Consider the following 25,320-nt stretch of genomic DNA (forward strand, 5'->3'; position numbering starts at 1 on the left):
CGGTACCCTGGTGATCGATACTCAGGACTCCGACGTCTACCTGGATGCCGACAGCCTGACCGCGACCATCACCGCTACCAGCGGCGGTAACTTCGAGGACCTGCAGGTGGGCACCGCCAGTGCCACCGCGCAGATCGCCGACACCATCGACACCTCAACCGTGACCCTGACCGCCACTGCGTCGGTCAATACCGGTGACACGATCACCTACACGGCAACCGTGAGCGCAGCGCCGCTGACCACGGCTCTGGTGTTGACGATCGTTGACGAGAACAGCGTCGAGCTGGGTACCATCACCATCAACCCGGGTGAAACGTCCGGTACACTGGATGTGGCAGCCCCTGAGACCGCTGATACCAGCTACGATGCATCGATCAGTAATGCGACTGGCGGTGAGTACGAAGATCTGGATACCAGCGATACAGCGTCTACCGTAGTTTCCGAGGTACCGGTGAGCTCGGCTCTGCTGATCACCAACACCAACGTCAACGTTCAGGAGGTGCGAGTCACCATCGCCTCTGAAACGGGCTCCAACAGCACCGGAGTGGTCGAACCGACAGAGGTGCAGGGCCAGGAAGGTAGTACGCTGGAGTTCACTGATGAAGTTGAGTTTGTCGCCGGTGAAACCTACACCGTGACCATGGAGCATGTCAGCGGCGATCCGGTAATCCTGACCGACCTGTCGGTCACTGATTCAAGCGGAAACGTGCTCGAGATCTTCCACGGCAACGCCAAGCTGGAAACCGGTGATACTGGATCGAACACCAACTTCGACGGCTACATCTTCAACGTGACCATCGGTGATAACTTCGCCAGCGATCCGACCGATTACTCAGTGAGTGAGGCGATCGGTTACGAAGTGTTGAACGGGGTGCTGTCGCTCGATACCGAGTCCAACACCAGTGACTTCGTGCTCGACTTCTCTGAACTCTCGCTCAACGGTGGTGAGAACCTGTTTGGGGATAGCGTCGAGACAGTCGATATCTCGGGTAAAGGCACAGGTGAAGATAACGTCATCTACCTCTCCGCTACCGATGTATTGGAGCTGGGTGAAGCAGGTGACAACATCCTCAACCTGATCGGTGACGTGGGTGACGTAGTGAACCTGGTAGACCAGGACGGTGCAGGTGCCGGTACTTGGTCACAGACTGCTTCGGATGGGACAACTACCACCTACACCTACAGTGATGGTGTAACCGACTATGCAACGGTAGTGGTTGAGAACGATCTGAGCACCGTTCTCAATACCAACAGTCTCGATAACAGCTGATCCTAGAGTCCTGAGTAAAAGCCCAGACCAACGTCTGGGCTTTTTTTATGGGCCGGGCTAGGCCGGTACCGACCTGACGAGTGCTAATCTGGTGCGCGTATTGGGACGCTGTAAGCCAATAGGACTCTGCAAAACGGCTGATACCCCAGAACAGACACTCTCAGGCTGTGGGGACTGTATCAGCTTCCTTGTACTAATCTTGATCCATCGCAAAAGTAACTGCGCTTTAGTGCAAGCGGCGCCTGATCGTGCTGCTCAACCAGCTTTTTTGAGCTGTAATTATATTATGAGTAGCTAATGAACGAGGAGGTTCGTGATGGCTGGTGCAATTGGACGAGTGTTCGCGATCCGTGGTCAGGTGGTGGTAACCGCTACCGATGGTTCGGAGCGTGTGCTGCTGTTGGGTGATCGAGTAGTGGACAGTGAACTGATCCGCACCGGCCCTGATAGCCAGGTCGATATACAGCTCGAGGAGGGCGCTGTCGTCCATCTGGATAGTGACGCCCAGTGGCTGGTGGGTGGCGACCAAGAGGGCGTTGAGGTATTGGAGCGCAGCGACCAGGCGGCATTTGAGGTCGGTGCGATCCAGGCGGCAATACTGGCCGGTGAGGATCCAACTGCTGTGGCGGAAGCACCTGCGGCGGGTGCTGAGACTGGCGCAACCAACGAGGGTGCGGACTTCGTTGTATTGGATCGTGTGGCTGGAGAGGTAAGGCCGGAAGCGGGTTATGATACGCGCGGGATCGGCTTCTCTATCGAGCAGCCGCAGAGCGAAGAGGCGATTCTGGTTGCCGGGACAATCCCCGTGCCAAGCGAAGAACCCGAACCGTCTCAACCACCGGAACCGCCTCAACCACCGGAGCCTCCCAGTCCGTTAATTGCAGACTATCGTGGGTATGCGGCGGGTCAGGGCAGCGACAACAACCCTCATGGGACAGGCGGTACCTACGCCGACGCCAATGGACTCAAGGACAGCGGCGCGGATAACGCCTGGGCGATCTACAACGAGGGCAGCGGATACTACTCGGTTGGTCGTGTCGGTAATCCCCAGAGTGCAACCGATGAGCATGTCGATCCGAACGAGGCGCTTGCCTTTAAACTCAGCACGCCGATGACCGAGGTCTATTTCCACTTCGATGGCGATGTCGGGGGCAGTCAGTGGTCAATCTACTCGGAGGCTGGAGAGCGTATTACGCTGGCCAACAACGAAAAATCTTTTGCACTGGAGCAGTTTGTTGACGAGAGCGGAGTAGGGCACTTTTACCTCAATGACGCTCAGGGCGAGCCGCTCCAGTTCCAGTACATCGCCTTCGATGGCGGCGATGACGCGCAGTTCAGCGTCAAACCGCTGGAGTTCGATGCGGTGCAAAGTGGCGAATATTCTGGCAGCAGCGAGGTATTCATGGTTCAGAGCGCCGAAGCACCAGTGACCGATCCGAATGGGCACGACAGTGTCGGCGTGGATCTGTCCGATGTTCTGGATGGTGCCTCTTCCAATGATCTGACGGCACTGACCGGCTATATCCATGTGGCGGAGGACGGTGACAACGGCGGGCTGCTGTTATCACTTAATCATCAGGGTGCGGGTATCGCGGCAGGTATCGATCAGGTGATTGCCGTCGACAATATGTCCCTGAGTGATCTGGGTTTGGATATGGGGATGGATCAGACCGATATCCTGTCGTCACTGCTGGATAACGGCATCATCTACGTTGATTGATTGCAGGAATTCGTATCAGCGGGGTTATTGCTCGACGCGCCTGCGCAGGTCGGTCCATAACCCCAGCTTTCCTGAGCTACCGACCCGCTTACCGGTCCCACGCTCCTTCGCCAACCACAGACCGTCACCGTTGAAGCTGTATACCGGCACCAGATCCTTGCGCTTGTTGGCGGGCAGGATCTCCGGGTTCAGGTTATCCAGTACCAGCGGGATGGAGCGGGGCTGCGGGAAGTAAGTCAGCACCATATGGGCCTGGTTCCAGTTCAGCGCCTTGACGTACATGATGCGCATGCGGTCGTCGGGGATGCCGAGTTCGATGAGCGAGAAATATTTCGCGATGGCGTAATCCTCGCAGTCGCCGCCGAAGGTGGTCAGTTTCTCGAACGGTGTCGCCCAGTAGTCCTCTACTTTCCAATGCACGATGTCGGTGTAGTAGGGGACCAGATTGAAGAAGTCGTTGACCTCTTTGACCTTCTCCATCTCGGTCATGTTCTGATTGGTCTCGATCAGCTTCTTCAGCGCGTTCAGTCTAAGTACGGCTTGCGTACCGAACTTGGCCTCGACGCGGCTGAGCAGCGCCGGGCTGAAATCGACCAGACTTTTGGCGCTGGCGGTCAGCGGTAAAAGGCTGAGCAGGACGCCAAGGCCAAGGCCGCAGAGGCGTCTGCGGCCTTGCCTCAGAAGGCTGAACACTGATCTTTTCATCGGCTTGCCGCGGTCAATCCAATCTCGCGTACGGCTCGGTAGTCGGCTTCGCTTTCCACCGACTCCGCGAGGATACTGACATTGAGCAGTTCGCCCAGCTCCTTCATCGCCTCTACCAGGCGACGTTTCTCGGCATCGCTGCCGATATTCTCGGTGTAGATCCGCGCCAGACGGATATAGTCGAGACGGAACTGTTTGACATCGTCCATCGATATGAACCGGCTCTCGAAACGCTTGAGGATGATCCGTGCGCCATTGCGGTGGATGAAGTCGATGAAGCTGGCGAACGACTTCAGATCGCGGGTGGCGCCATAGGCGGTGACGCTGAACACCAGATGCCTGGCGGCATCCTTGTTCTCCTGCAGCAGGGTATAGAGTTCCGAGCGGAATTCGTTGCTGGACAGGGCGGTAAAGGAGACGTTGACCGCGATATCGTGCTTGAGCTGCTCGTTGCGGATCCGCTCGATCACCTGTCGCACTATGTGCAGGTCGAATTCGAGGATACGACCGAGAGTCTCGGCTACCGAGATGAAGGTACCGATCGGCAGCGTCTCGCCCTTCTCATCCAGCACCCTGGACATCGCCTCCTCAAGCACCAGTTTGTCCAGTTCGCCATCGGCAAGGCTATACGCCTTGATTCCGTAGTCGATCTCGACCCGCTTGTGGTCGACGATCTCGCCGACCAGACGCTTCCACTCATCCATGCTGCGAGTGTTGGCGCTGTACTGGGTGATGGCGAAACTGTTCTGGCCGATCAGACGGGCCTTCTCATAGGCTTCGGTGGCCGCCGAGACCAGCTCGGCCGTGGTGCCCTGCGGGTCGAAAGCGACGCCGCCGATATGGGCCACATTCTCCTTGTCGTAAGCGGCCCCGAGGACCGCAAGGCGTTTCAGAATTGCCTGACAGAGCTGCTCGGCTACGCTCTGGTTCGGACAGTCTGCAATCAGGATAAATTCGGAGCCAACGATACGGTAGAGGAAGTCGCCGGCGACACCTTGTTCTTTGAGTGCTGTACGGGTCTCCGCGACGAACTGCTTGATGAAGGTGTCGACCTTGTCGGAGCTGATCGCCGCCGCCAGTTTGCCCAGCTCATCGATGCGGATGATGAACAGGTAGCCCTGCTGACGGGACATGAAACGCTCTTTCATGTCGGTCTCGAAGGTGGCGCGGGTTTCCAGTCCGGTCAACTCGTCGATCCGCAGGCGCTTGCCGGTTTCCTCCAGACGATTGTTCAGGTTGGTGATCACCTTCTCGATCTTGCCTGACATCAGGTTCATTGAGTGGGCCACGTTACGGATCTCCGTGGTCCAGGGCAGCTTGTCGATGGTGGCGAATTGACCGTCAGCGATACTCAGCGCCAGTTTCTCGATGCGGCCCAGCGGACTCAACACGAAGCGAATAAGAACAAACAGCAGCGCAACGAAAACAATCAAGCTGATTGCCGCGAATATCAACGACTCCTTGGCCTGCTGCCATAGCTTCAGATAGCCCAGCCCCGGATGGATGGTGACGAAAACCTTGCCGCCGACGACCCAGCCGCCATCGATCTCCGAGTCCGCTGTGACCGTGTCCATGTGCAGCAGTTCGGAAAACCACTCCGGTACCTCTTCAAAGGTTTTCGGGTTGGTTCGGCGTACCAACTCCTTGCCGTCCATATTTTCGAGCAGAATCTCGAGGTAGTAACCGCGGTCGAAGATGGTGTTGACCATGGTTGCCAGGATGGTGTCATCCTCGTCAAGAATATAGGGGCTCAGCGACAGGCCCAGCGAGGTGGCGGTGTCCTGCGCGTGGATTTCGGACTCCACCTGCAGGTAGTCGCGGATATTGGTCAGGCTGGTGTAAAAGTTGATTGCGAAGATGGCCAGGAACATGGCCGAGATCAAGAGCATCAGCTGCTTGGACAGCGTCATCGAAAGACTCCCTTTTCAAAAACGGCCCAACAGCCGACCCGATTCTGCTCTGGTATAGCAGGCAAGTGAAACGCTACAGCATATGGATGACGGAGTGTTTCCCGTGCTGCATGCATAATGCGGTCAGTTTAGGCGGAAACCGTCAATGAAGGAAAGTAGCGTGCACGCAAACAAAAAGCCGGCATAGAGGCTTGCCGGCTGTTTGTTTTTCCTGAACTGGCGTCAGTCGTCATCATCTTCGTCGTCATCTTCATCCATGACACGGGTGATCTTGCGGTATATTTCGACCCGATCGCCGTCAGTAAGCTTGGTGTCCAGCTTGCTCAGTTTGCCGAACACGCCTACTTTCTGGGTCTTGAGGTTGATCTCGGGAAAGCGCTGCAGAATGCCGGATTCGATGATGGCGCTCTCGATCGTCGAGTCATCGCTGACGTTCAGATCGATCCACTCCTGTTTCTGCTTGCCGGCGTAGGCGATTGCGACCTTCATACCGCACCCTCCACCGATGGCTGGCTCCCGGTCTGCGCGATACGCGTGTTTTCCCGTGCCGCAATCATCCGGTCCACCACCCGCTTACCAGCCAGCATCAGGCCCAGACAGATAAAACCTCCGGGCGGCAGGATCAGCAGCAGGGTGCCACCGTAATCGGGAAAAACCTCCAGCTCGATCAGCGATGCCCATTGCCCCAGTAGCAGGGATGCGTCGGCAAACAGGGTACCGGCGCCGAAAAACTCGCGCATGGCGCCGAGCAGTACCAGCACCCAGGTAAAACCCAGGCCCATGGCGAAACCGTCGAGCATCGACGGAAGCACCAGATTTTTCGACGCGAAGCTTTCGACACGGCCGAGAATGGCGCAGTTGGTCACGATCAGCGGAATGAACAGCCCCAACACCTTGTACAGCTCGTGCATCCAGGCATTGAGGAACATATCGACCATGGTCACCATCGCGGCAATCAGAACGATAAATACCGGGATACGCACCTGTGGCGTGATAATGCCCCTGAGCATAGACACCAGCAGGTTAGAGAACACCATCACCACCAGCGTGGCCAGTCCCATACCGAGGCCGTTACTGGCCGTAGTGGTCACCGCCATCAGCGGGCAGAGTGCCAACATCTGGCTCAGAACGACGTTGTTGTGCCAGAGCCCCTCGCCCCAGATCTCTTTGTAGGATGGACCGCTCATGGCTGCTCCTCCTGATTGGCTGCACTTTTCTCTACACCCTGATCGGCAACGGCGGTCTGCAGTTTCACCTTCTGTTGCTCGTACACCTTTAAACCCTCATGCACCGCGCCGACGTAGGCCCTTGGCGTAATCGTCGCACCGGTAAACTGGTCGAAGCGGCCGCCGTCCTTTTTCACCGCCCACTCCTTTTCCGGGATATTGCTCAGGGAGAAGCCGTTGAAACCTTCGACCCAGTCGTGCTTGGCGATTTCGATCTTGTCCCCGAGCCCCGGTGTTTCGGCATGGGTAATGGTGCGTACGCCGGTCAGCTCACCGTTCGCGTTGACGCCGATAATCAGCACGATTTTGCCGCTATAGCCGTTATGGGTGATCACCTCATAGGCGGCACCGGTCAGCTCGCCATCCCTGCTGGCCAGGAAAACTGTGGGGTCACCGCCGAACGGGTTACCCTCCAGCTGTGTTGTGTCCTCCAGCGGATTGTTGTCGTACATCTCGGCCGGCAGCACCTGACTGAGCATGGCGCTGCGATCCTCTTCGAGACGCGCCTTGATATCGTCCCGGGTACCGTGCTCGCCCATCATCAGAATGATGCTGACGATCATCGCAATACCGCCAAGCAACCCCGCCTGATAGCCGATGCCGCGGGTATAACTGGGGACCAGCGGCGTTGTCGTCATACCGTTACTCATCAACTTACTCCTTCGACTTCAGCGGCTTGCCGCTATAGCTGTAGCCATAGATACGGGGGCGGAAGTAGCGGTCGATAATGGGCGTCAGCGCGTTCATGAACAGTACTGCGAAGCCGATCGCCTCAGGGAAGGAGCCCCAGCTGCGGATGATGAAGGCGACACAGGCGATACCGGCACCAAATACCAGTTGCCCTTTATGGGTCGTGGGCGAGGTCACCATATCGGTGGCGATAAAGAATGCACCCAGCATCGCGGCACCGGTCAGAAGGTGGAAGCTGGGCGGCTCGAAGCGATCGGGGTGCACCAGGCTGAAGATGAATGCCAGCAGTGCCAGTGTGCCGAGCACCGATACCGGTATATGCCAACTGATCACCCGCTTATAGAGCAGGAACAGTCCTCCCAGCAGGATCAGCAGGGCCGAGGTTTCCCCCATGCTGCCGCGCATAGTGCCGATGAAGGCATCGGCAACGTTGAATGCCAGGGGTATAGATTCTGTTACCGGTATGTTCATGGTCAGCGCCGTCTTGACATGACCCAGAGCCGAGGCACCGGTCATCGCATCCGGGATCGGCGAGAGCCCCGCGGTGATCAGCAGGCTATCGACGAAGCCAGGTGCGGCGGCGCTGGTGATCGGTGTCGGATCGATCCAGGTGGTCATCTCCACCGGGAAGGAGATCAGCAGGCCGACACGGGCCAGCATCGCGGGGTTGAACAGGTTCTGGCCCAATCCGCCGTACAGGTGCTTGCCGATCACCACCGCGAACAGGGTGCCGACGACAGCGATCCACCAGGGCGCCCAGGGCGGCAGGGTCATAGCGATCAGCCAGCCGGTCAGCAGCGCCGAACCATCCAGGCAGGGCTTCAAGGATCGCCCGGCCAGCGTAAGACAGGCCGCTTCGCTACCCAGCGCTGTTATCAGGCAGAGCAGGAACAGGTTGATCGCGGGCCAACCGAACAGGTAGAGCCCATAGAGGGTTGCCGGGAGTAGGGCCACGCAGACCAGGAGCATGGTGCGTTGCACCGAGCTGCGGTTGTGCGCGTGGGGGGAGGAGATCAACTGAATCATGATCCGCTTTCCTCGTTGACTGGGGCGTCTGCTGCTGCCTGCGCTTGGGCAGCCAGCGCCTGTTTGGCTTGCTCTTGCTCTGCTTTCAGGGCTTTAGCGCGCTCTTTCGCCTCTTTGGCGGCCTTGGCCTTGGCGGCTTTTTCCGCTTTTGCCGCAGCCTTTTCCGCTTCCTCGCGCTCTTTACGCGCCTTGCGCGCTTCGGCCAGCGACTTGGTCAGCTCACCCTTGCGGCTCTGCTCACGCTGGCTGCTCAGCTCCCCCTTAGCGAACTGGAAGTAGTGCACCAGCGGTATATGCGAGGGGCAGACATAGGCACAGGAGCCGCACAGAATGCAGTCGCGCAGACCGAACTCCTTGGCGCCGTCGAAGTCATCGCTCTTGGCATGGCGGGCCATCTCCAGCGGCACCAGGCCCATGGGACAGGCGGATACGCAGCTGCCGCAGCGGATACAGGGGGAGGGTTCGGTCTTGCTGATCTCCGGGTTGGCCAGGGCCAGGATGCCGCTGGCACCCTTGGTCACCGGCACCTCGGTGGTTTGCAGGATCTGCCCCATCATCGGTCCGCCCATGACCACACGGGCCGGGGCTTGGCTGAGGCCGCCGCACTGCTCGAGCATCCAGCTCACCGGGGTGCCCAACAACACTTCAACGTTCTGCGGCTGTTCGATGCACTGGCCGGAAACGGTGACGATGCGCGAGATCAGAGGGCGATGCTCATACAGCGCCTGATGTACGGCAAAGGCGGTGGCGACGTTATGCACCAGCGCGCCCACATCGGAGCTACGCCCGCCCGCCGGCACCTCGCGGCCCATGATCGCCTGGATCAGCTGCTTGGCCGAACCCATGGGGTAACGGGTCGGGATAGGCTGTACCAGCACATCGTCAAAGGCGGCCGCGGCCTGTGTCATCGCCGCGATCGCCTCCGGCTTGTTGTCCTCGATGCCGGCCACGATCCTTTTCGCGCCGATGGCACGCTGGATCAGGCGGGCACCGGAGATGATCCCCTCGGCGCGCTCGCGCATCAGCATGTCGTCGCAGGTTAGATAGGGCTCGCATTCGCTGCCGTTGAGGATCAGCGTATCGATTTTCTGCCGCGCCCCAGACTTAAGCTTCAGTGCGGCGGGGAAGGTGGCACCACCCAAACCGACGATACCGGCCTGGTCGACCCGGTCGGCGATCTCAGCCGGCGTCAAGCTCATCGGGTCAAACTGCTCGCCCGGCTGCAGGCACTCATCAAGCCCGTCGCTCTCGATGGTGATGGCGGCGGTGGTCAACAGTGAGGGGTGGGGCGCAACCACCTCTCCGATCGCGGTTACCCGGCCGGAGGTCGGCGCATGCAGCGACGCGCACACATCCTCACCGGTGGAGGTGGCGATCAGCTGCCCCTTTTTGACCCTGTCGCCGACCTTGACCACAGGCTCGGCCGGTTTGCCAGCATGCTGACGCAGGGGCAGGTGCAATAGCGGCGGAATACCCAGTGTTCGTACTGGCTGGCAGGTGCTCTGCTCCTTGCGCTCTTCGGCATGAACACCGCCACGAATTTTGAGTTTATTGAACATAGTTTTTGCCACTCATGCCGCTACGGGTTTGGGCCACTGCCAAGTATCCAGGGTCTCCTGTTCCGGGCGCATGGATATACAGTCTTCGGGACAGGCGTCTGCACACTTCTCGCAACCGGTGCAGGCATCGGCAAACACGGCGTGGATCTGTTTGGTGGAGCCCAGGATGGCGTCGGTAGGACAGACCCGGTAACAGCGGCAGCAGCCGGTGCACAGCGATTCCTCGATGACGGCGATCATCGGTTCGCTGGCCATGCCGGAAAGATCCGCACTGACACCGAGCTTTTCCGCCAGCGCCTGTGCCAGGGCCCGCCCCCCCGGGGGACAGCAGGTGACGGAGGCCTCACCGCCGACCATCGCTTCGGCAGCACCACCGCAACCGGCAAAACCGCACTGGCCACAGTGTGTGCCGGGCAGCATCGCCTCCACCTCTTTAACGATCGGGTTCTCCTCAACGGCGAACACCTTGTCGGCATATCCAAGCATCAGACCCAAAGCCAGGCCGAGCAGTGTAAGAACAGCAACAGCAGTAATCATGATGTGACGCTCCTTGACCCGCGACGCCTCAAACGAGACCGCCGAACCCCATGAAAATCATCGACAGCAGACCCGCTGTCACCAGACCCACCGGCGTACCGGCGAATGTGGCCGGGACATCGGACAGTGCCAGTCGCTCGCGCAGACCGGCGAAGATGATCAGCACCATCGAGAAGCCGATTGACGCGCCGAAGCCGTAGACCACGCTTTCGATAAAGTTCAGTCCCTCCTGCACGTTGAGCAGCGCGACGCCCAGCACGGCACAGTTGGTGGTGATCAATGGCAGGAATATGCCCAGTGTCTGGTGCAGCAGAGGACTGCTCTTTTTCACCATCATCTCGGTGAACTGCACCACCGCCGCGACGACGAGGATGAAGGAGATGATGCGCAGGAACTGAAGCCCCAAAGGCTCGAGCAGGTAATACTCCATCAACCAACTGCTGACGCAGGAGAGGGTCAGCACGAAGGTAGTGGCCAGCCCCATGCCGGTGGCGGTGCTGAACTTATTGGAGACCCCCATCAACGGACAGAGCCCGAGGAATTTGACCAGCACCACATTGTTCACGAGAACGGTGCCGATGAGCAGGGTGATTAATTCCATGGTGCGCAAACCTCCGGAAATGCCGCAACTGGATGTCTGAGCAGGGAGTTGCACCATCCATGCCATGGGTAAGTTATTGATATTTAAAGTTGTTGTTCGGCAGTCGGCTGTTTGAATGATGACATTGTTGGCTTTGTTACAGATCGGTGCGGGCGTGCACCCTTATGTGTCATCAAAACGACATTCACCCCTTAAAAAGTGAGGATTTATCTCTATATAAGGCTGACGCTGTCGATGGCGCAGTAATTGCAATCCCCAAGCCATACCCGTCACCTGAGGAGCTGACATCATGGCGAAAGAGATACAGCCGGGCATTAACGATGAAACTCCTGTCATCGATAAGGGAGAGCTGCTGGAAGGGCTGTCCGCGAGTGTGTTTTTTCAGGCAGTGGAGCATTCGCCCGTTGCAATCTCGATAACCGATCTGCACGCCAATATCCTGTACAGCAACCGTGCGTTTACCAAGGAGACTGGTTACGCCGCGTCCGAGGTCTTGGGCCGTAACGAGTCCGTACTGTCCAATCGCAATACGCCCCGCCTGGTCTATGACGCGCTCTGGGGACGCCTGAAGCAACAGAAACCCTGGTCCGGTGTGCTGGTGAATCGGCGCAAGGATGGCAAGCGCTATCTGGCCGAGCTGATGGTGGCGCCGGTGCTGGACGATGAGAACAAGCCGATCCACTACCTCGGCATGCACCGCGATGTGACCGAACTCTACTCGCTGGAGCAGCGGGTGCAGAACCAGAAAGCGATGATCGAAAAGGCGGTCAATGCTGCCAATGTGGCGATGGTGCTGCTCGATGAGGAGGAGCAGATCGTCCTCGACAACTTGGCCTACAAGACATTGGCCACCGATATGTCGCCGCAGGACCCCTGCCACGTGATTCTGCGCGCCCTGCGCGACGAGATGGGCGAGCGCTTTAACACCATTCAGGAGCGGGGGCTTGGATTCACCGATTACGAGATCCGGCTCGACATCGGTAGAAATCGCGCGCCGCGCTGGTTCTCCGTGGACGGCAGCATGATCGAGATCGGCGATGAGACCGCCGACTCCTTCTTTGCCCAGCCTGAGCGTCACTACCTGATGCTGGTGATCAACGATGTTACCGAGCTTCGCCGTCGCCAGCATGGGGAGCGGATGAACGCGCTGAAGTTGTTGATTGCCGAAGAGGAGGCGCTGCAGAGTATGCGCGAGGCGCTCAACGGCGCACTGTACCAGTTCCAGCGCCCGCTCAATCTGATGAACGCGGCGGTGCGCATGCTGGAGCAGCGCCAGGGTGACGAGCATGCGCTAACGGAACAGGTTATCTCGGCGTTGAAAGAGGCGATTGCCGCCGGTAACGAAGCGCACGAGACACTCGAAAATGCGGTGCCGAAGGAGCATCCGGGGGTCAAGAGCGCGATCAACATGAACGAGCTGCTGCGCAATGTGCTGGAACTCTGCACTGCCGACCTGCTCAAGCATGGCGTTCTGGTGGACTGGCATCCGCCGCTGCACATGCCTGCCATGATCGGCTATGACAGCCGCCTGCATAGCCTGTTCAAGCAGCTGATCGACAATGCAATCGAAGCGATGGCGGGCGCTAAAGGCCCTCGCCGCGAACTCAGTATCGTGGCCCGTATTGAAGGCGGAGAGGTGGTGGTGACCATCTCGGATACCGGTCCGGGTATCTCGCAAGAGCATCGCACCCGCGTTTTCGAACCCTTTTTCAGCACCAAGCCACACACCTACCAGGGCGCGGCGTATGGCATGGGGCTGACCATCGTGCAGGAGATCGTCGCCGAACATCTGGGTACCGTGTATATCGACCCCCAATACCAGGAAGGTTGTCGTGTTTGCGTGCATCTGCCGCTGAATGCTGAGCGAGGTTGAGGAGGTGATGATGAATTCTCCGGGAATATTTACCCCGCGTAACCGCTCCGAACTGCTCGATCGTCAGCTCAGTGTGCTCGGTATCGTCTGCCGTACGCTGACCCGTTCGCTTGATCTTAATGCCAGTCTCGATGAGCTGCTCAAGGTGCTGCACATGGAGGGCGGCATGAAGCACGGGCTGGTGGCATTAATGGATCCGGAGCTGGGAGAGCTCTGCGTCAGTGCCGTACACAGCAGTTCCGAGATGGTCCAGCAGGCCAAAAACGCAGTGCGCTATCGCCGTGGTGAGGGGATCATCGGCTCGATTCTGCAGAGCGGGCATCCGGTGGTACTGAGAAAACTGTCATCGGAACCGAAATTTCTCGACCGTCTGGCACTGTATGACTGGGAGTCGCCGTTTATCGGCGTGCCGCTGAAGGACCAGAGCGGCGAGGTGATCGGTGTGTTGAGTGCGCAACCGGCGTCGGAACTGGAGGAGTTCCTCTCCGACGAGTCGCGCTTCATGGAGATGGTGGCGAACCTGGTCGTGCAGGCGGTGCGCCTGCTGGCTCAGGTGCAGACCCAGCAGCGCAATATCACCGACGAACGCGACGAGCTGCGTCGTGCCGTGCGCGGCAAGTTCGGCTTCGACAACCTGATGGTCGGCCATACCACGGGAATGAAGCAGGTGTTCGATCAGATCCGGCGCGTGGCCAAGTGGGACACCACGGTGCTGATCCGCGGTGAGTCGGGCACCGGTAAGGAGCTGGTCGCCTCTGCCATCCACTACAACTCACCCAAGGCCCACAACAGCTTCGTAAAGCTGAACTGTGCGGCGCTGCCGGAAAATCTGCTCGAATCTGAACTGTTCGGTCACGAAAAAGGCGCTTTTACCGGCGCCGTGAAGATGCGCCAGGGGCGTTTCGAACAGGCTGATGGCGGTACCCTGTTCCTTGACGAGATCGGCGAGATCTCGCCCCTGTTCCAGGCCAAACTGCTGCGCGTGCTGCAGGAGGGGGAGTTCGAACGGGTCGGCGGCAACAAGACCATCCGGGTCAATGTGCGCATAGTGGCTGCCACCAACCGAAATCTGGAACAGGAGGTGCGTGAAGGTAACTTCCGCGAGGATCTTTACTACCGCCTCAACATCATGCCGATCAATCTGCCGGCGCTGCGCGAGCGTAAGGCGGATATCCCCGAGCTGTGCGGCTTCCTGCTCGACAAACTGTCGAAGAACCAGGGGCGCAAACTCAGCATCACCGATGCGGCGATCCGCATACTGATGGGGCATGGCTGGCCAGGCAACGTGCGCGAGCTGGAAAACGTGCTGGAGCGGGCGGCGATCATGACCGAGGATGGCGAGATCGATCCATCGGCGCTGTCCCTGCAGGGTCTGGATATGCCGCGCCCGAGCGCGCCGGCCAGCTCCTTCTCGGCGGCACCGGTATCGATGCCGGCCGATCCGGGGCACACGCTGGACGATCCAGAGCTGGATGAGCGCGAGCGGGTGATCGCCGCACTGGAGCAGGCCGGCTGGGTGCAGGCCAAGGCGGCGCGCTTGCTCAACATGACGCCGCGACAGATCGCCTATCGGATCCAGACCATGAATATTGATGTAAAGAAGATTTGAGTCCCACGCTTTCCCTCGGTGTCATTTTCCGGCCGGGTCGCAATGGGCTCTCCATGCGATCCGGCCAACCCCAAGTTCATGTTTTGTCGGCAGATTAGGGCTAATCCGCTGCCTGCACTTGACACTCCCGCTTACTCCGCGCTTAAACTATACCCATAAAATCAGACTGTTATAGCATCTTCGAGAATGCAAATACGGCTCTGTATGGTCCCGCCGTGTACTCCTCTGTCCGGCAGGCGACGATCTCAAGATGAGAAGAATAAGGAAGAACAGGGATGACCCGCTCGCCTATTGATGAGAATAACGTTCTGCTGGCCTCGCAACCGATATATGACGGTAGCGACAGTATTGCGGGTGTCGAACTGCTCTACCGCAACGACCTGGGCCAGCGAGCGGATGAGGTGGGCGAGGTTCGCGCCACCAGCGAGCTCCTGTTCAACTTCTGCGCTGGCATCACCCGGCAGACCGACCATTACCAGCAGCCCGCGTATATCAACGTGTCGGCGGACTTCCTGCTGTCCAAGGCGTTTTTCCCGATCGATCCCGCCCGTGTCGTCATTGAGTTGGTCGAGACCATCAAACCCGATCGACGATTGATCGAAGCGGTGGCCGATTGGCACAGTCGCGGCTTTCGTTTCGCGCTCGATGACTTCGGTTTTCAGGAGGCCTGGTTGCCACTGCTGGACTACGCCTCGGTGGTCAAGGTCGATGTGTTGAACACCGGGTTTCAGGACGCTATCGATTACCGGGAGCAACTCCATCGTCCGGGGCTGAGCTGGTTGGCGGAAAAGGTCGAGGATCAGCGTACGCTGGCCGCCTATCGCGAAGCCGGTTTTGACCTGTATCAGGGCTATTTCCTGGCCCGTCCCGTTCATATCTATGGCAGGAAACCGACCGCCAATGTGGTGCAACTGACCCGGGTGATCCGCGAGCTTTATGCCGAAGAGCCGGAGCCGGGGCGTATCGTCGACCTCATTGCGGCGGATCCCAGTCTTTCGGTTAGCCTGCTCAAGGTGGTCAACAGCCCATTGTACCGGGCGGCGCGTCCGATCAACTCGCTGCAGCAGGTGGTGATCTGGCTCGGCATGGATAATCTGCGGCGCTGGGCGATCATCATCGAGGCGATCAAGCTGAGCTCCACGGACAAGGCGCGCATGGTGCTGATCCGGGCGGAATACTGCCGCACGCTTGCCATGCGCAGCACCAATGAGATGCTGGATCCCTCGCATGCCTTCCTTGTTGGCCTGTTGTCCGGTGTCGGTGTGCTGCTATCGGTGGACCCGGAGCTATTCCTGCAGGAGATACATGTCGACGACGAGATCGAACGCGCGGTGCTTGAGCACAGTGGACCGCTCGGGGCGCTATTGTCGCAAACACTGACGATAGAGAAGGCAATCTCGCTGAAGCTGAAGCCGGAGCTGGAGGCGCTGCCGATTCAGGATCTCGTCGAGTATGGCCGTGTCACGTTGCAGGTTCAGCAGATGCTGTCCGAGTTCCTCTAGCCCCGGAGCCGGCCGGTATCCGCACGAATCCACCCCGAGTCGCGTGTCGTAGTTATGACAATTGCTCGGCATCTGTCCCACACAATACAAGCCATCAGCTCCAATTATTTCGATTAATCCTTTAAAAACATATGGATAGTGTGTGGCCTAAGGATTGCACTTAACTCTGCAAGCAGGTGATCTGCATCTGATAACCGGCCGCGAGGCCTGCAGAGGAGTGAAACCGATGGAGTTGACAGTCCTAAACGATACACCGAGCGAAAGCGCTGGCGGTTGCTCAACCAGCTCATGCGGAAGCAGCAACGATCAACTCAGCCATCTGCCCGACGAGATCAAGCAAAAGGTGCACAACCACCCCTGCTACTCGGAGGAGGCTCACCACTACTTCGCCCGTATGCACGTCGCGGTCGCACCGGCTTGTAACATCCAGTGCCACTATTGCAACCGTAAGTATGACTGTGCCAACGAGTCGCGTCCGGGCGTGGTGTCCGAACTGCTGACCCCGGATCAGGCGGTAAAGAAAACCAAGGCGGTCGCGGCCAATATCCCGCAGATGACCGTGCTCGGTATCGCCGGCCCCGGCGACCCACTGGCCAACCTGGACCGTACCTTCGAGACCTTCCGTCGCCTCAGCGAGGAAGCACCGGATATCAAACTGTGCGTGTCGACCAACGGTCTGGCGCTGCCGGCGGCGGTCGAGGAGCTGTCCAAGCACAACATCGACCACGTCACCATCACTATCAACTGCGTCGATCCGGAGATCGGGGCACAGATCTATCCCTGGATCTACTGGAACAACCGCCGTATCCACGGTAAGAAGGGCGCCCAGATCCTGATCGAGCAGCAGCAGAAAGGGCTCGAGATGCTGGTCGCCAAGGGGATCCTGGTCAAGGTCAACTCGGTGATGATCCCCGGCGTTAACGATCAGCACCTGAAAGAGGTGAGCCGCATCGTCAAGCAGAAGGGTGCCTTCCTGCACAACGTGATGCCGCTGATCGCCGAAGCCGAGCATGGCACCTTCTACGGCGTCATGGGGCAGCGTGGTCCGAGCAATGAAGAGCTGATGGAGCTGCAGGACGAGTGCTCCGGCGACATGAACATGATGCGCCACTGCCGCCAGTGTCGTGCCGATGCGGTGGGTCTGCTCGGCGAGGACCGCGGTGACGAGTTCACCATGGACAAGATCGAGCAGATGGATATCGACTACGAAGCGGCGATGGTCAAGCGCGCGGTGATCCATCAGGGCATCGCCGAAGAGCTGGCCGAGAAGGAGAAGAAGCGCGCAGCCCTGGCTGCGGTCAAGGTGCCCAGCGGTCCGGCGGCGGAAAACAAACACTTCCGTCCGGTTCTGATGGCGGTAGCGACCAGTGGTGGCGGCATGATCAACCAGCACTTCGGTCACGCCACCGAGTTCCTGATCTACGAGGCTTCCTCCAACGGCGTGCGCTTCATCAGCCATCGCAAGGTCGACCAGTACTGCATCGGTAACGATACCTGCGGCGAGAAGGAGAGTGCGCTCTCCGGCAGTATCCGCGCCCTGGCCGGTTGCGAGGTCGTGCTCTGCTCCAAAATCGGCTTCGAGCCCTGGGGCCTGCTGGAGGAGGCGGGTATCCAGCCCAATGGCGAGCACGCCATGGAACCGATCGAAGAGGCGGTGATGTCGGTGTACGAAGAGATGATCGCCACCGGCCGGCTGGATCAATCGAAAGGTGAAAGCAGTCAGATGAGTGCCTGAGGAGGTGCGTTATGTCCCTGAGCATTATTGAAAGCTGCGTAAACTGCTGGGCCTGTTATGACGTCTGCCCCAGCGAGGCGATCTACGAGGCGGCGCCTCACTTCCTCATCGATGCCAAGAAGTGCACCGAGTGTGAAGGGGATTACGCCGACCCTCAGTGCGCCAGTATCTGTCCGATCGAAGGTGCAATCCTGGATGCAGCCGGCGAGTCGATCAACCCGCCGGGCTCTCTGACCGGGATTCCGCCGGAGATGATGGAGAAGGCGATGGCCGAGATCCAGGCACGCTAAGGGTGTAGCTAAGGGTGTAGGGCGAGGAGGTTCCATGGCGCAGGTGGTGTTCTACGAAAAGCCCGGTTGTATCAACAACCGTAAGCAGAAACAGCTGCTCGAACAGGCCGGACATCAGCTTGATGTACGTAATCTGCTCGTCAGCGCGTGGACACCGCAAAGCCTGCGTCCCTTCCTCGGTTCCGAGCCCGCAGGCTGGATCAACAAGAGTCACCCTGATCTCAAGGCGGGCAAACTGGCGCTCGATCTTGATGATCCTGATGCGGTGCTGGCACAACTCTGTGCCGATCCGCTACTTATTCGACGTCCGCTGATGCAGTTCGGCGGGCACTGTCTGCAGGGTTTCGATGCTGAGCAGGTTGACCGCATGATCGGCCTGACCCAGCTCCCCGAAGGGGATATCGAAACCTGCCCCAAGAGCCATACCCAAGTCCCGTGCGCGGCGGAGGGGGTGAATTAATGGCACTGGCGGCACTGCAGACATTGAGCCGGTTCGAGCGATTGATGGCGGTCGCGGCGGGTGGAGAAACCGACCGTCATCTCGCTCACCTTATTCTGGGCCCCCGGCTGGGCCTGGGTTGTCTGCCCCTGAACCTGGGGCTGCAACCGGAGCGTTTCGCGGCGTTGGTTGAGCAGCACTTTCCCGCGCTGTGCGATAGCGACGCCGCGGAGTGTCTGCTGCCCAACCCCGGTGAGGCGCACCTGCTTCAAACCCGCTCTGCCATGCGTGATGAGCTGTGCTCGATGCGTGATGACGAGCGTGAAGAGCTGGTTGCACTGCTGGACGACTATCGAGCGGCAGGAGTAGCACCCGAGCTGTCGCTGATCGTCGCGACCGGCTGTCTCGGTGGCGATCATCTGTGGCGCGACCTGGGCTTTCCCGACCGTGCCAGCTTGAGCGAACTGATGCAGAGCGCGTATCCGGGGCTGAAAACGCTCAACGACCGCGATATGAAGTGGAAACGCTTCTTCTACAAACAGTTGTGCGAGCGTGGCGGCGGCTATGTCTGCCGTGCGCCGAGCTGTGATCAGTGCAGCGCCTACAGCGACTGCTTCGGTCCCGAGGAGTAAGCGTATGACTGGGCTGCACTCTGGCGTGACCGGTGAGGCGATGGAACTGCTCGGCGCCTACCATCGCCTGAGTAAGCACCGCCTCGATGGCTACGCACCGGGGCCGGAAACTCTGGACTGGGACGATCAGCCCAATGTATTCCGCCGCTTCGATGGCGCGCCGCGTATCGCGTTGCCGGTGGTGGACGACCGCGCCGATTCGGTGCCGGTGGAGGTGCTGTTCAGCGTCGAACTGGCGCCACAGCCGCTGAATCTGGCGTCACTGTCCCGTTTTTTGCGCTACGCCGGCGGATTGACCGCCTGGAAGGTGCTGGGGCCCGATCGCTGGTCTCTGCGAGCCAACCCCTCCAGCGGCAACCTGCATCCGACCGAACTCTATCTGCTGCTGCCCAGGACCGAGGCGTGGGACGCCGGGGTGTACCACTACGATGTACTGTCGCACTGCCTGGAGCAGCGTGTGGCGCTGCCGAGCGAAGCGGTGCCGGGCATCAGTCTGATCCTGACCTCGGTGCTGCAGCGCGAGGCGTGGAAGTATGGCGAACGGGGGTTGCGCTACTGCCTGCTCGATACCGGCCATATGCTGGCCCAGTGCCAGGCTTCGGCGGCGATGCTGGGTTGGGCTGCGCAATTGGAGAGCATCGATCATCAGGCCCTGTGTCGATTGACCGGTATTCGCCGCGACGAGTACCACGGCGTGGAGGCGGAGTACCCGGAACTGCTGATCCGGATCGGTCAGGCCACTACCAACTACCAGAAATTGGCCGAGCAGTGCGAACAGATGCCCGGCTGGAGCGGTACGCCGAGCAAGCTCGGCCCACGCTCGCCCTACGACTGGCCTGAGTGTCGCACCATGGCGCAAGCGTTCACCGCGACACCGAGTGCTCAGCTCGCGACTCGCGCTGAGGCAGAGGCGACCGACTCCAGCTGGTTCGGTGAGCGGCAGGCCGCCGAGGTGATCCTGAACCGGCGCAGTGCCCAGGGCTACAACCACGAGCGGGTGCTGTCCCAGTCCGAGTTCAGCGCGCTGTTGCAGCCACTGCTCGCGGGGCAGAGCCGGATGCAGTTAAACCCGGCCCAGCTGCACCTGCTGCTGTTCGTACACGGCGTAGAGGGCGTGCAACCGGGGATCTATCTGCTGCCGCGTTCGGAACAGGGTGAAATCCTGATGCACAGCGCGATCACGCGCTGGCCCGAGTGGCAGCCGGTCCGGCTGGTGAGTGGCGTGCAACTGATGCAGCTGAAAACCGCGAATACCCGCAAGGCGGCGGCCCAGCTGTGCTGTAACCAGATGATCGCGGCGGCGAGCGCCTGCACGTTGATGATGCTGGCGGAGTATCAGACGCCGCTGGAACAGCAGGGACTGGCCGGATACCAGCAGCTCTACCACGAGGCCGGTGTGCTGGGTCAGGCGCTCTACCTGAGTGCCACTGCCCTGGGCTTGAGCGGTACCGGCATCGGTTGTTTCTTCGACGATGCCGTGCATGAACTGCTCGGCATCGAGGGCGAGACGATGCAGGTGGTGTATGGATTCGCACTGGGTGAAGGGAAGCAGGATTCGCGGGTAACCGGTCTGTCCGGTTATCACCATCTTCGTGAGGTGGCAGATGTTGGAATCTCTACAGATCTCCATCGCTGAGGTTGAATCGCTTCTGGACCGGGGCGAGGTACTGGTGCTGGACCTGCGCCAGGAGCTGGATTACGACCAGGCTCACCTGCCGCAGGCATTGCACCTGAATGATCGCAACATGACGTCGCTGCTGATGCGCACGCCGCGTGAGCGCACCGTGGTGATCTACTGCTACCAGGGCAGCAGCAGTATCGAGATGGCCAGAATGTTCAGAGAGTTCGGCTTCGAACAGAGCTACAGCCTGGCCGGGGGCTTCGCCGCCTGGATAGCGTTGAGTGGAGAAGGAGAAAGTAGCTTGAGTGTAAGCAGCGTGAACAACAGTGTCGATCAGCCCGGCGATCACGGCCTCACTCAGTTGATGGTCGCGGCCCATCGCGGCGACAGCCTGGAGGTGGCACAACTGATCGCCCGTGGTGCCGATGTGAACCGGCGCAACGATGACGGTAACAACGCACTCTGGTTCGCCTGCCGTGCCGACAGCCCCGACACCGTGCGCGAACTGATCCGCCAGGGCGTCAACGTCGACAACCAGAACCTGAACGCGGCTACCCCGCTGATCTGGTCCAGTGCTGCGGGCAAGCGCGAGATGGTCGAGATGCTGCTGGCCGCCGGAGCCGACACCGAATTGAGAACGCTGGACGACTTTTCCGCACTGGATGTCGCCAGCAGCCGCCAAATCATGAAACTGCTGATGGCCACAACCCGCATTGCGGTTGGCCAGTAACCAGAGGACAGGCTATGACCACCGAAGAGAAGATCCGCAAGCAACTGGCTGAGAACGCCGTACTGCTCTACATGAAGGGCACGCCGGATGAACCTAAGTGCGGTTTCTCCCGCAATGCGGTCGAGGCGTTGAAGGGGCTCGGCAACAGCTACGCCTTCGTCAACGTGCTGGAAGCGCCGTTCATCCGCGAGAAGCTGCCGAGTATCTCCAACTGGCCGACCTACCCGCAGCTGTTCATCAACGGTGAACTGATCGGCGGCAGCGACGTCATCGTGGCGATGGTCGAAGACGGCAGCCTGAAGCCGATGCTGGACGCCGTTGGAGGTGCCTGATGCTGACCAGTGACGTGGAAGCGATCGTGCAATCGGCGCTGCCGGATGCACAGATCGATGTCAGCGGTGAAGAGTGCAGTTTCACCCTGGCGATCATCAGCGACACCTTCGAGGGGCAGAACCTGATGCAACGCCAGAAGGGGATCCTCACCCTGTTCGAACAACAACTCAAGAGCGGTCAGCTGCATGCGCTGACGATCAAAGCCTATACGCCGGCGCAGTTTGCCGAATTGCAAGACACCTATCTGGTACAGCTCGAATGCTGATACCGATATAAACCATCGAGGTGATAGCGATGAAACAGGTTAGCGCACACGAAAATCCGATCCAGGCACTGGATCAGTTTGAACACCTGGCCCATGAGTCCCAAAGCGGTCTCGGCCGTGGGCTGGCTCGCATCGCCATGCTGCTGGCCGCCGGGCGCTATTGCCGCCATCGCCATCTGTCGATCGGGCGCCAGTCCACCTTTCAGCGTAAATTGATGGATCAGGAGAGTCACCATGAGTACTGATGAAAACATGTTCGACGACGAGTTCGTGGAAGCGACCAACAAACTGATCGAGATCGCCAACGAGATGGGCGGCAAATACGGCGATCACAAGATGGGCGTGGCTTTCATCTACGCTGCGGCACGCTTCAACGCCTACATCGCCGCAGGTAGCGTAACCAAGGCCGAGGAGCTGGTCGACAAGCGTGACAAGGCGGTGGAGTATTTCACCGATCGCTTCCGTCAGCTTTTCGACGGCAACCTGGCCGACTATATCGCCAACTTCGACCTGTACATGGGAGAAGCTGCCGAAGAGGCGTCAGCCGGAACGGCTCACTGATTGGCATTCTGGCGTGCAGCAGTGTCGGCCTGGTTATACCACGAGGTCGATCTGCTGCAGCGTACCCACCGACCCGTTTTCGCCTACGTACAGACCGCTTGAGCGGATCTGGCCACGTAACTCGTTGCCTTCGGTGTAGAGTGTAAAGGGTGTGCTGACCGAACCCAGGTAGATCGCACCGACATCCTTGTCTTTCAGGCTCGCATACTGATCCGCGCCTTCGGCACCCTGTATCCAGATCTTCAGCTGAGCGTAGACGCTGTCACCCTCGTCGATAAAACCGTTGCCGTCTTCGTCGTAAGTCGCGAGGTCGGCGAAGCCGTTGCCGCTCAGCGCGCCGAACAGTTCGCGGCCGTCGGTTGCCTTGCCGTCGCCGTTTTTGTCCAGCATCAGCAGGCCGCTGTTGGAGGAGAGGGCGTTGATGCGATCCAGCTCGCCGTCGGCATCGATATCGAAGCTGAGCTGTTCGGCGCTAAGCTCGGCGGCGCTGCCATTGAAGTTGATCACCAGCGGGTCTTTCATCTGCACACCGGCGCTGATCACCAGGCTCTCGCGTTCAGTGTGGCTGTACTCCATCTGCAACTGCAGTTTGATATCGATGCTTTTCCCGTCTGTGGTGGTCAGCTTGCCGACAGCGGAGAAACGGCTGGATTCCGATATAGACTCCTCCCGGCTCCACTCATAGCGCATACCGGTCTGGCCCGGGGCGGATGAGGGCGGGGGAGAGTTGTTCGGCTGCTCAGCCGTCACCGCGTCGGTATCGGCGGTCAGTTGTCGGGCATCGAACAGCTCGACCTCACGGTTGCTGAGTATGCTGACGATGGCGGCCAGCAGGCGGATACGCGGCTCGGTGGTATCGATATCCTCGTCGGACTGTTCCGTTTCCACCGCGTTCGGCTTCGATACCGGCTGTGACGCAGGGCGCTCGATGCGGGCGGTAAGCGCCGAGGCCTCAAGCCGCAGATCCGCTTGAGTGTTATCACGGGTGACGCTGCCCGCTGCACGGACATTACCCTGGGCATCGGTTTCAAACCGCTGCAGGGATTCTCGCTCGTGTACCTGATGTTGGCGGTGGTGAGCGGCGCTCATGCCGATCTGGCTGCTGCTGATGATCATGGTTATTGACAGTTGAAGAACAGAGTCGAAGTTGTCGGCAGGGCTGGTTAATTATTAAGCAGGAAAGAGGGGCTTTTTATCGGCGGTAGGGCTGGCCACAAGGGGAGGGATGGCCAGCCCAATTACGCTAAAGCTTAGGCGAGTTCTTCGAGCGGGCCGAAGAATTCGTAACGGATCTGCTCCTTGGGCACGTTAAGCGCGTTCAGGCTTTGGTAGCAGCTCTGCATGAACGGCTTGGGTCCGAGGAAGTAGACATCCGGGCTCTTCTCCAGCGGCAACAGCGACGCCAGACGCTGCTGGTCGAAAAAGCCTGCGGCTACCTCCTGGTCATGGGGCAGGGGCTCACTGTAGCAGTAGCTGACATGCAGGTTGTCGTACTCCGCCTTCAGCTTGTCGACCAGGCCCTTGAACGCATGGCAGGCGCTGTTCAGGGCGCCGTGGATGAAATGCACCTCGCGGCCCTTTTCCAGTGCCGGGCGCAGCATGCTGATGGTCGGCGTTACGCCGACGCCGCCGGAAAGCAGCACCAGCGGACGGTCGCTGTCGTTGAGCACGAAGTCGCCGCAGGGCGGGGTCAGCCGGACCCGATCACCCGGGTTCAGCGTGTCGTGCAGGTAGTTGGATACCCGGCCGCCGGCCTCGCGCTTGACGCTGATCCGGTAGTAGGGGGTGTTCGGGCTGTCGGACAGGGAGTAGTTGCGACGGGTGGTTTCGCCGTCGATCTCCAGCACCAGGCTGGTGTATTGCCCCGGCAGGAACTCGGCGACCGGCTGGCCGTCGCTGGGCTCGAAGTAGAAGGAGGTGATCACCTCGCTTTCGCGCTCCTTACGCACCAGGCGGAACTCGCGTTCGCCACGCCAGCCACCCGGCTTCTGCTCGTTGGCCTGGTACACGCTCTCTTCGGCGCCGATCAGGATATCCGCCAGCTGCTGGTAGGCCTCGCCCCAGGCATTCAATACCTCATCGGTGGCCACATCGCCGAACACCTCCTTGATCGCGGCCAACAGGCACTCGCCGACAATCGGGTAGTGCTCCGGCAGGATGTTCAGCGAGGCGTGCTTGTGCACGATCAGGGACACGGCATCGCCGAGCAGCTCCAGACGATCCAGGTTGCTGGCATAGGCGACAACCGCATTGGCCAGCGCCTGACGCTGGGTCCCCTTCTCCTGATGGGCCTGGTTGAAGTACGCCTTCACCTGCGGGTAGCGACTGAACATCAGCGGGTAAAACACCTCGGTGATATCGCGTGCGTGCTCTTTAACGGCAGGCAGGGTGGCAGCGATGATTTCGCGGCTCTGGCTCGACAGCATAACTAGCTCCTCTGGGTGTCCTCCCCGATATGGGGTAGTTGTTGTTTGCGTCGTCATATG

26 protein-coding genes are annotated in these 25,320 nt (G+C 59.6%); 15 read left to right on the forward strand and 11 right to left on the reverse strand.

The window, feature by feature from the left end; genetic code table 11:
- Together IEX40_RS14220 and IEX40_RS14225 are read left to right on the forward strand one after the other, a co-directional pair.
- Nucleotides 1–1,270: immunoglobulin-like domain-containing protein (locus tag IEX40_RS14220; protein ID WP_188749438.1), on the forward strand; the 1,270-nt coding region annotated here is incomplete at its 5' end.
- A 316-nt stretch (nucleotides 1,271–1,586) separates the two neighbouring features.
- Complete coding sequence (locus IEX40_RS14225) at nucleotides 1,587–2,990, forward strand: retention module-containing protein (protein WP_188749440.1); 1,404 nt, start codon at nucleotides 1,587–1,589, stop codon at nucleotides 2,988–2,990.
- A gap of 24 nt (nucleotides 2,991–3,014) precedes the next feature.
- On the opposite strand, the gene IEX40_RS14230 is transcribed toward IEX40_RS14225, so the two are convergent.
- The 9 genes from IEX40_RS14230 to rsxA all read right to left on the reverse strand — a co-directional run bounded on the left by IEX40_RS14230 (nucleotide 3,015) and on the right by rsxA (nucleotide 11,244).
- The gene (locus IEX40_RS14230) at nucleotides 3,015–3,695 is read right to left on the reverse strand and encodes a transglutaminase-like cysteine peptidase (protein WP_188749442.1); all 681 of its coding nucleotides are present in this window, start codon (nucleotides 3,693–3,695) and stop codon (nucleotides 3,015–3,017) included.
- Nucleotides 3,692–5,605 (reverse strand): bifunctional diguanylate cyclase/phosphodiesterase, encoded by a 1,914-nt coding sequence (locus tag IEX40_RS14235; protein WP_188749444.1) that lies wholly within the window; start codon nucleotides 5,603–5,605, stop codon nucleotides 3,692–3,694. The genes IEX40_RS14230 and IEX40_RS14235 overlap by 4 nt, the downstream gene beginning before the upstream one ends.
- A gap of 222 nt (nucleotides 5,606–5,827) precedes the next feature.
- Nucleotides 5,828–6,094, reverse strand: a complete 267-nt coding sequence (locus IEX40_RS14240) for an RnfH family protein (RefSeq protein WP_188749446.1) — start codon at nucleotides 6,092–6,094, stop codon at nucleotides 5,828–5,830.
- Nucleotides 6,091–6,792 carry an electron transport complex subunit E gene (locus IEX40_RS14245; protein WP_188749449.1) on the reverse strand — a complete coding sequence of 234 codons (702 nt, stop codon included), beginning with the start codon at nucleotides 6,790–6,792 and terminating at the stop codon, nucleotides 6,091–6,093. Before IEX40_RS14245 ends, IEX40_RS14240 begins: the two co-directional genes overlap by 4 nt.
- A complete protein-coding gene (gene rsxG, locus IEX40_RS14250) occupies nucleotides 6,789–7,481 on the reverse strand; it encodes an electron transport complex subunit RsxG (RefSeq protein ID WP_229680772.1) in 693 nt (230 codons plus the stop codon). Before rsxG ends, IEX40_RS14245 begins: the two co-directional genes overlap by 4 nt.
- Before the next feature lie 4 nt (nucleotides 7,482–7,485).
- Entirely contained in the window at nucleotides 7,486–8,547 is a 1,062-nt protein-coding gene (locus tag IEX40_RS14255) for an RnfABCDGE type electron transport complex subunit D (RefSeq protein ID WP_188749450.1), read from the reverse strand.
- Nucleotides 8,544–10,106: an electron transport complex subunit RsxC gene (gene rsxC / locus IEX40_RS14260; protein ID WP_188749452.1), complete on the reverse strand. Its 1,563-nt coding sequence runs from the start codon at nucleotides 10,104–10,106 to the stop codon at nucleotides 8,544–8,546. The genes IEX40_RS14255 and rsxC overlap by 4 nt, the downstream gene beginning before the upstream one ends.
- A gap of 12 nt (nucleotides 10,107–10,118) precedes the next feature.
- Nucleotides 10,119–10,643 (reverse strand): RnfABCDGE type electron transport complex subunit B, encoded by a 525-nt coding sequence (locus tag IEX40_RS14265; RefSeq protein WP_188749454.1) that lies wholly within the window; start codon nucleotides 10,641–10,643, stop codon nucleotides 10,119–10,121.
- A 28-nt stretch (nucleotides 10,644–10,671) separates the two neighbouring features.
- Nucleotides 10,672–11,244, reverse strand: a complete 573-nt coding sequence (rsxA, locus tag IEX40_RS14270) for an electron transport complex subunit RsxA (RefSeq protein WP_188749456.1) — start codon at nucleotides 11,242–11,244, stop codon at nucleotides 10,672–10,674.
- A gap of 289 nt (nucleotides 11,245–11,533) precedes the next feature.
- Here rsxA and nifL point away from each other — a divergent pair, with 289 nt between their 5' ends.
- The 13 genes from nifL (at nucleotide 11,534) to IEX40_RS14335 (ending at nucleotide 22,834) form a co-directional block, all read left to right on the forward strand.
- The gene (nifL, locus tag IEX40_RS14275) at nucleotides 11,534–13,117 is read left to right on the forward strand and encodes a nitrogen fixation negative regulator NifL (RefSeq protein ID WP_188749458.1); all 1,584 of its coding nucleotides are present in this window, start codon (nucleotides 11,534–11,536) and stop codon (nucleotides 13,115–13,117) included.
- A 7-nt stretch (nucleotides 13,118–13,124) separates the two neighbouring features.
- Complete coding sequence (gene nifA, locus IEX40_RS14280; protein ID WP_268235801.1) at nucleotides 13,125–14,726, forward strand: nif-specific transcriptional activator NifA; 1,602 nt, start codon at nucleotides 13,125–13,127, stop codon at nucleotides 14,724–14,726.
- A gap of 275 nt (nucleotides 14,727–15,001) precedes the next feature.
- Nucleotides 15,002–16,228: an EAL and HDOD domain-containing protein gene (locus IEX40_RS14285; RefSeq protein WP_188749462.1), complete on the forward strand. Its 1,227-nt coding sequence runs from the start codon at nucleotides 15,002–15,004 to the stop codon at nucleotides 16,226–16,228.
- A gap of 226 nt (nucleotides 16,229–16,454) precedes the next feature.
- Nucleotides 16,455–17,963: a nitrogenase cofactor biosynthesis protein NifB gene (gene nifB / locus IEX40_RS14290; protein ID WP_188749464.1), complete on the forward strand. Its 1,509-nt coding sequence runs from the start codon at nucleotides 16,455–16,457 to the stop codon at nucleotides 17,961–17,963.
- 11 nt (nucleotides 17,964–17,974) lie between these two features.
- A complete protein-coding gene (locus tag IEX40_RS14295) occupies nucleotides 17,975–18,253 on the forward strand; it encodes a 4Fe-4S binding protein (RefSeq protein ID WP_188749465.1) in 279 nt (92 codons plus the stop codon).
- A gap of 34 nt (nucleotides 18,254–18,287) precedes the next feature.
- Nucleotides 18,288–18,713 (forward strand): thioredoxin domain-containing protein, encoded by a 426-nt coding sequence (locus IEX40_RS14300; protein WP_188749467.1) that lies wholly within the window; start codon nucleotides 18,288–18,290, stop codon nucleotides 18,711–18,713.
- Nucleotides 18,713–19,324: a nitrogen fixation protein NifQ gene (locus tag IEX40_RS14305; RefSeq protein WP_188749469.1), complete on the forward strand. Its 612-nt coding sequence runs from the start codon at nucleotides 18,713–18,715 to the stop codon at nucleotides 19,322–19,324. The genes IEX40_RS14300 and IEX40_RS14305 overlap by 1 nt, the downstream gene beginning before the upstream one ends.
- Nucleotides 19,325–19,328: 4 nt before the next feature.
- On the forward strand, nucleotides 19,329–20,960 hold the full coding sequence (locus IEX40_RS14310; RefSeq protein WP_188749471.1) for a SagB/ThcOx family dehydrogenase: 1,632 nt from the start codon (nucleotides 19,329–19,331) through the stop codon (nucleotides 20,958–20,960).
- Complete coding sequence (locus tag IEX40_RS14315; protein ID WP_188749473.1) at nucleotides 20,929–21,675, forward strand: ankyrin repeat domain-containing protein; 747 nt, start codon at nucleotides 20,929–20,931, stop codon at nucleotides 21,673–21,675. The genes IEX40_RS14310 and IEX40_RS14315 overlap by 32 nt, the downstream gene beginning before the upstream one ends.
- Before the next feature lie 14 nt (nucleotides 21,676–21,689).
- Nucleotides 21,690–22,007 carry a Grx4 family monothiol glutaredoxin gene (gene grxD, locus IEX40_RS14320; protein ID WP_188749475.1) on the forward strand — a complete coding sequence of 106 codons (318 nt, stop codon included), beginning with the start codon at nucleotides 21,690–21,692 and terminating at the stop codon, nucleotides 22,005–22,007.
- Nucleotides 22,007–22,273 carry a BolA/IbaG family iron-sulfur metabolism protein gene (locus IEX40_RS14325; RefSeq protein WP_188749477.1) on the forward strand — a complete coding sequence of 89 codons (267 nt, stop codon included), beginning with the start codon at nucleotides 22,007–22,009 and terminating at the stop codon, nucleotides 22,271–22,273. The genes grxD and IEX40_RS14325 overlap by 1 nt, the downstream gene beginning before the upstream one ends.
- A gap of 29 nt (nucleotides 22,274–22,302) precedes the next feature.
- Entirely contained in the window at nucleotides 22,303–22,518 is a 216-nt protein-coding gene (locus IEX40_RS14330; protein WP_188749479.1) for a hypothetical protein, read from the forward strand.
- Complete coding sequence (locus IEX40_RS14335; protein WP_188749480.1) at nucleotides 22,508–22,834, forward strand: DUF3144 domain-containing protein; 327 nt, start codon at nucleotides 22,508–22,510, stop codon at nucleotides 22,832–22,834. The genes IEX40_RS14330 and IEX40_RS14335 overlap by 11 nt, the downstream gene beginning before the upstream one ends.
- A 33-nt stretch (nucleotides 22,835–22,867) precedes the next feature.
- Here IEX40_RS14335 and IEX40_RS14340 read toward each other — a convergent pair whose 3' ends face one another.
- Nucleotides 22,868–23,950 carry an SPM autocatalytic domain-containing protein gene (locus tag IEX40_RS14340; RefSeq protein ID WP_188749482.1) on the reverse strand — a complete coding sequence of 361 codons (1,083 nt, stop codon included), beginning with the start codon at nucleotides 23,948–23,950 and terminating at the stop codon, nucleotides 22,868–22,870.
- Between the two features lie 134 nt (nucleotides 23,951–24,084).
- On the reverse strand, nucleotides 24,085–25,260 hold the full coding sequence (hmpA, locus tag IEX40_RS14345) for an NO-inducible flavohemoprotein (protein WP_188749484.1): 1,176 nt from the start codon (nucleotides 25,258–25,260) through the stop codon (nucleotides 24,085–24,087).
- Between the last annotated feature and the right edge of the window lie 60 nt (nucleotides 25,261–25,320).

Source organism: Marinobacterium zhoushanense, assembly GCF_014641945.1.
Lineage (GTDB): Bacteria > Pseudomonadota > Gammaproteobacteria > Pseudomonadales > Balneatricaceae > Marinobacterium_D > Marinobacterium_D zhoushanense.

Coding starts and splice junctions, on each gene's coding strand:
- IEX40_RS14225 (WP_188749440.1), top strand. CDS start 1,587: ATGGCTGGTGCAATTGGACGAGTGTTCGCGATCCGTGGTCAGGTGGTG.
- IEX40_RS14230 (WP_188749442.1), bottom strand. CDS start 3,695: ATGAAAAGATCAGTGTTCAGCCTTCTGAGGCAAGGCCGCAGACGCCTC.
- IEX40_RS14235 (WP_188749444.1), bottom strand. CDS start 5,605: ATGACGCTGTCCAAGCAGCTGATGCTCTTGATCTCGGCCATGTTCCTG.
- IEX40_RS14240 (WP_188749446.1), bottom strand. CDS start 6,094: ATGAAGGTCGCAATCGCCTACGCCGGCAAGCAGAAACAGGAGTGGATC.
- IEX40_RS14245 (WP_188749449.1), bottom strand. CDS start 6,792: ATGAGCGGTCCATCCTACAAAGAGATCTGGGGCGAGGGGCTCTGGCAC.
- rsxG (WP_229680772.1), bottom strand. CDS start 7,481: ATGAGTAACGGTATGACGACAACGCCGCTGGTCCCCAGTTATACCCGC.
- IEX40_RS14255 (WP_188749450.1), bottom strand. CDS start 8,547: ATGATTCAGTTGATCTCCTCCCCCCACGCGCACAACCGCAGCTCGGTG.
- rsxC (WP_188749452.1), bottom strand. CDS start 10,106: ATGTTCAATAAACTCAAAATTCGTGGCGGTGTTCATGCCGAAGAGCGC.
- IEX40_RS14265 (WP_188749454.1), bottom strand. CDS start 10,643: ATGATTACTGCTGTTGCTGTTCTTACACTGCTCGGCCTGGCTTTGGGT.
- rsxA (WP_188749456.1), bottom strand. CDS start 11,244: ATGGAATTAATCACCCTGCTCATCGGCACCGTTCTCGTGAACAATGTG.
- nifL (WP_188749458.1), top strand. CDS start 11,534: ATGGCGAAAGAGATACAGCCGGGCATTAACGATGAAACTCCTGTCATC.
- nifA (WP_268235801.1), top strand. CDS start 13,125: ATGATGAATTCTCCGGGAATATTTACCCCGCGTAACCGCTCCGAACTG.
- IEX40_RS14285 (WP_188749462.1), top strand. CDS start 15,002: ATGACCCGCTCGCCTATTGATGAGAATAACGTTCTGCTGGCCTCGCAA.
- nifB (WP_188749464.1), top strand. CDS start 16,455: ATGGAGTTGACAGTCCTAAACGATACACCGAGCGAAAGCGCTGGCGGT.
- IEX40_RS14295 (WP_188749465.1), top strand. CDS start 17,975: ATGTCCCTGAGCATTATTGAAAGCTGCGTAAACTGCTGGGCCTGTTAT.
- IEX40_RS14300 (WP_188749467.1), top strand. CDS start 18,288: ATGGCGCAGGTGGTGTTCTACGAAAAGCCCGGTTGTATCAACAACCGT.
- IEX40_RS14305 (WP_188749469.1), top strand. CDS start 18,713: ATGGCACTGGCGGCACTGCAGACATTGAGCCGGTTCGAGCGATTGATG.
- IEX40_RS14310 (WP_188749471.1), top strand. CDS start 19,329: ATGACTGGGCTGCACTCTGGCGTGACCGGTGAGGCGATGGAACTGCTC.
- IEX40_RS14315 (WP_188749473.1), top strand. CDS start 20,929: ATGTTGGAATCTCTACAGATCTCCATCGCTGAGGTTGAATCGCTTCTG.
- grxD (WP_188749475.1), top strand. CDS start 21,690: ATGACCACCGAAGAGAAGATCCGCAAGCAACTGGCTGAGAACGCCGTA.
- IEX40_RS14325 (WP_188749477.1), top strand. CDS start 22,007: ATGCTGACCAGTGACGTGGAAGCGATCGTGCAATCGGCGCTGCCGGAT.
- IEX40_RS14330 (WP_188749479.1), top strand. CDS start 22,303: ATGAAACAGGTTAGCGCACACGAAAATCCGATCCAGGCACTGGATCAG.
- IEX40_RS14335 (WP_188749480.1), top strand. CDS start 22,508: ATGAGTACTGATGAAAACATGTTCGACGACGAGTTCGTGGAAGCGACC.
- IEX40_RS14340 (WP_188749482.1), bottom strand. CDS start 23,950: ATGATCATCAGCAGCAGCCAGATCGGCATGAGCGCCGCTCACCACCGC.
- hmpA (WP_188749484.1), bottom strand. CDS start 25,260: ATGCTGTCGAGCCAGAGCCGCGAAATCATCGCTGCCACCCTGCCTGCC.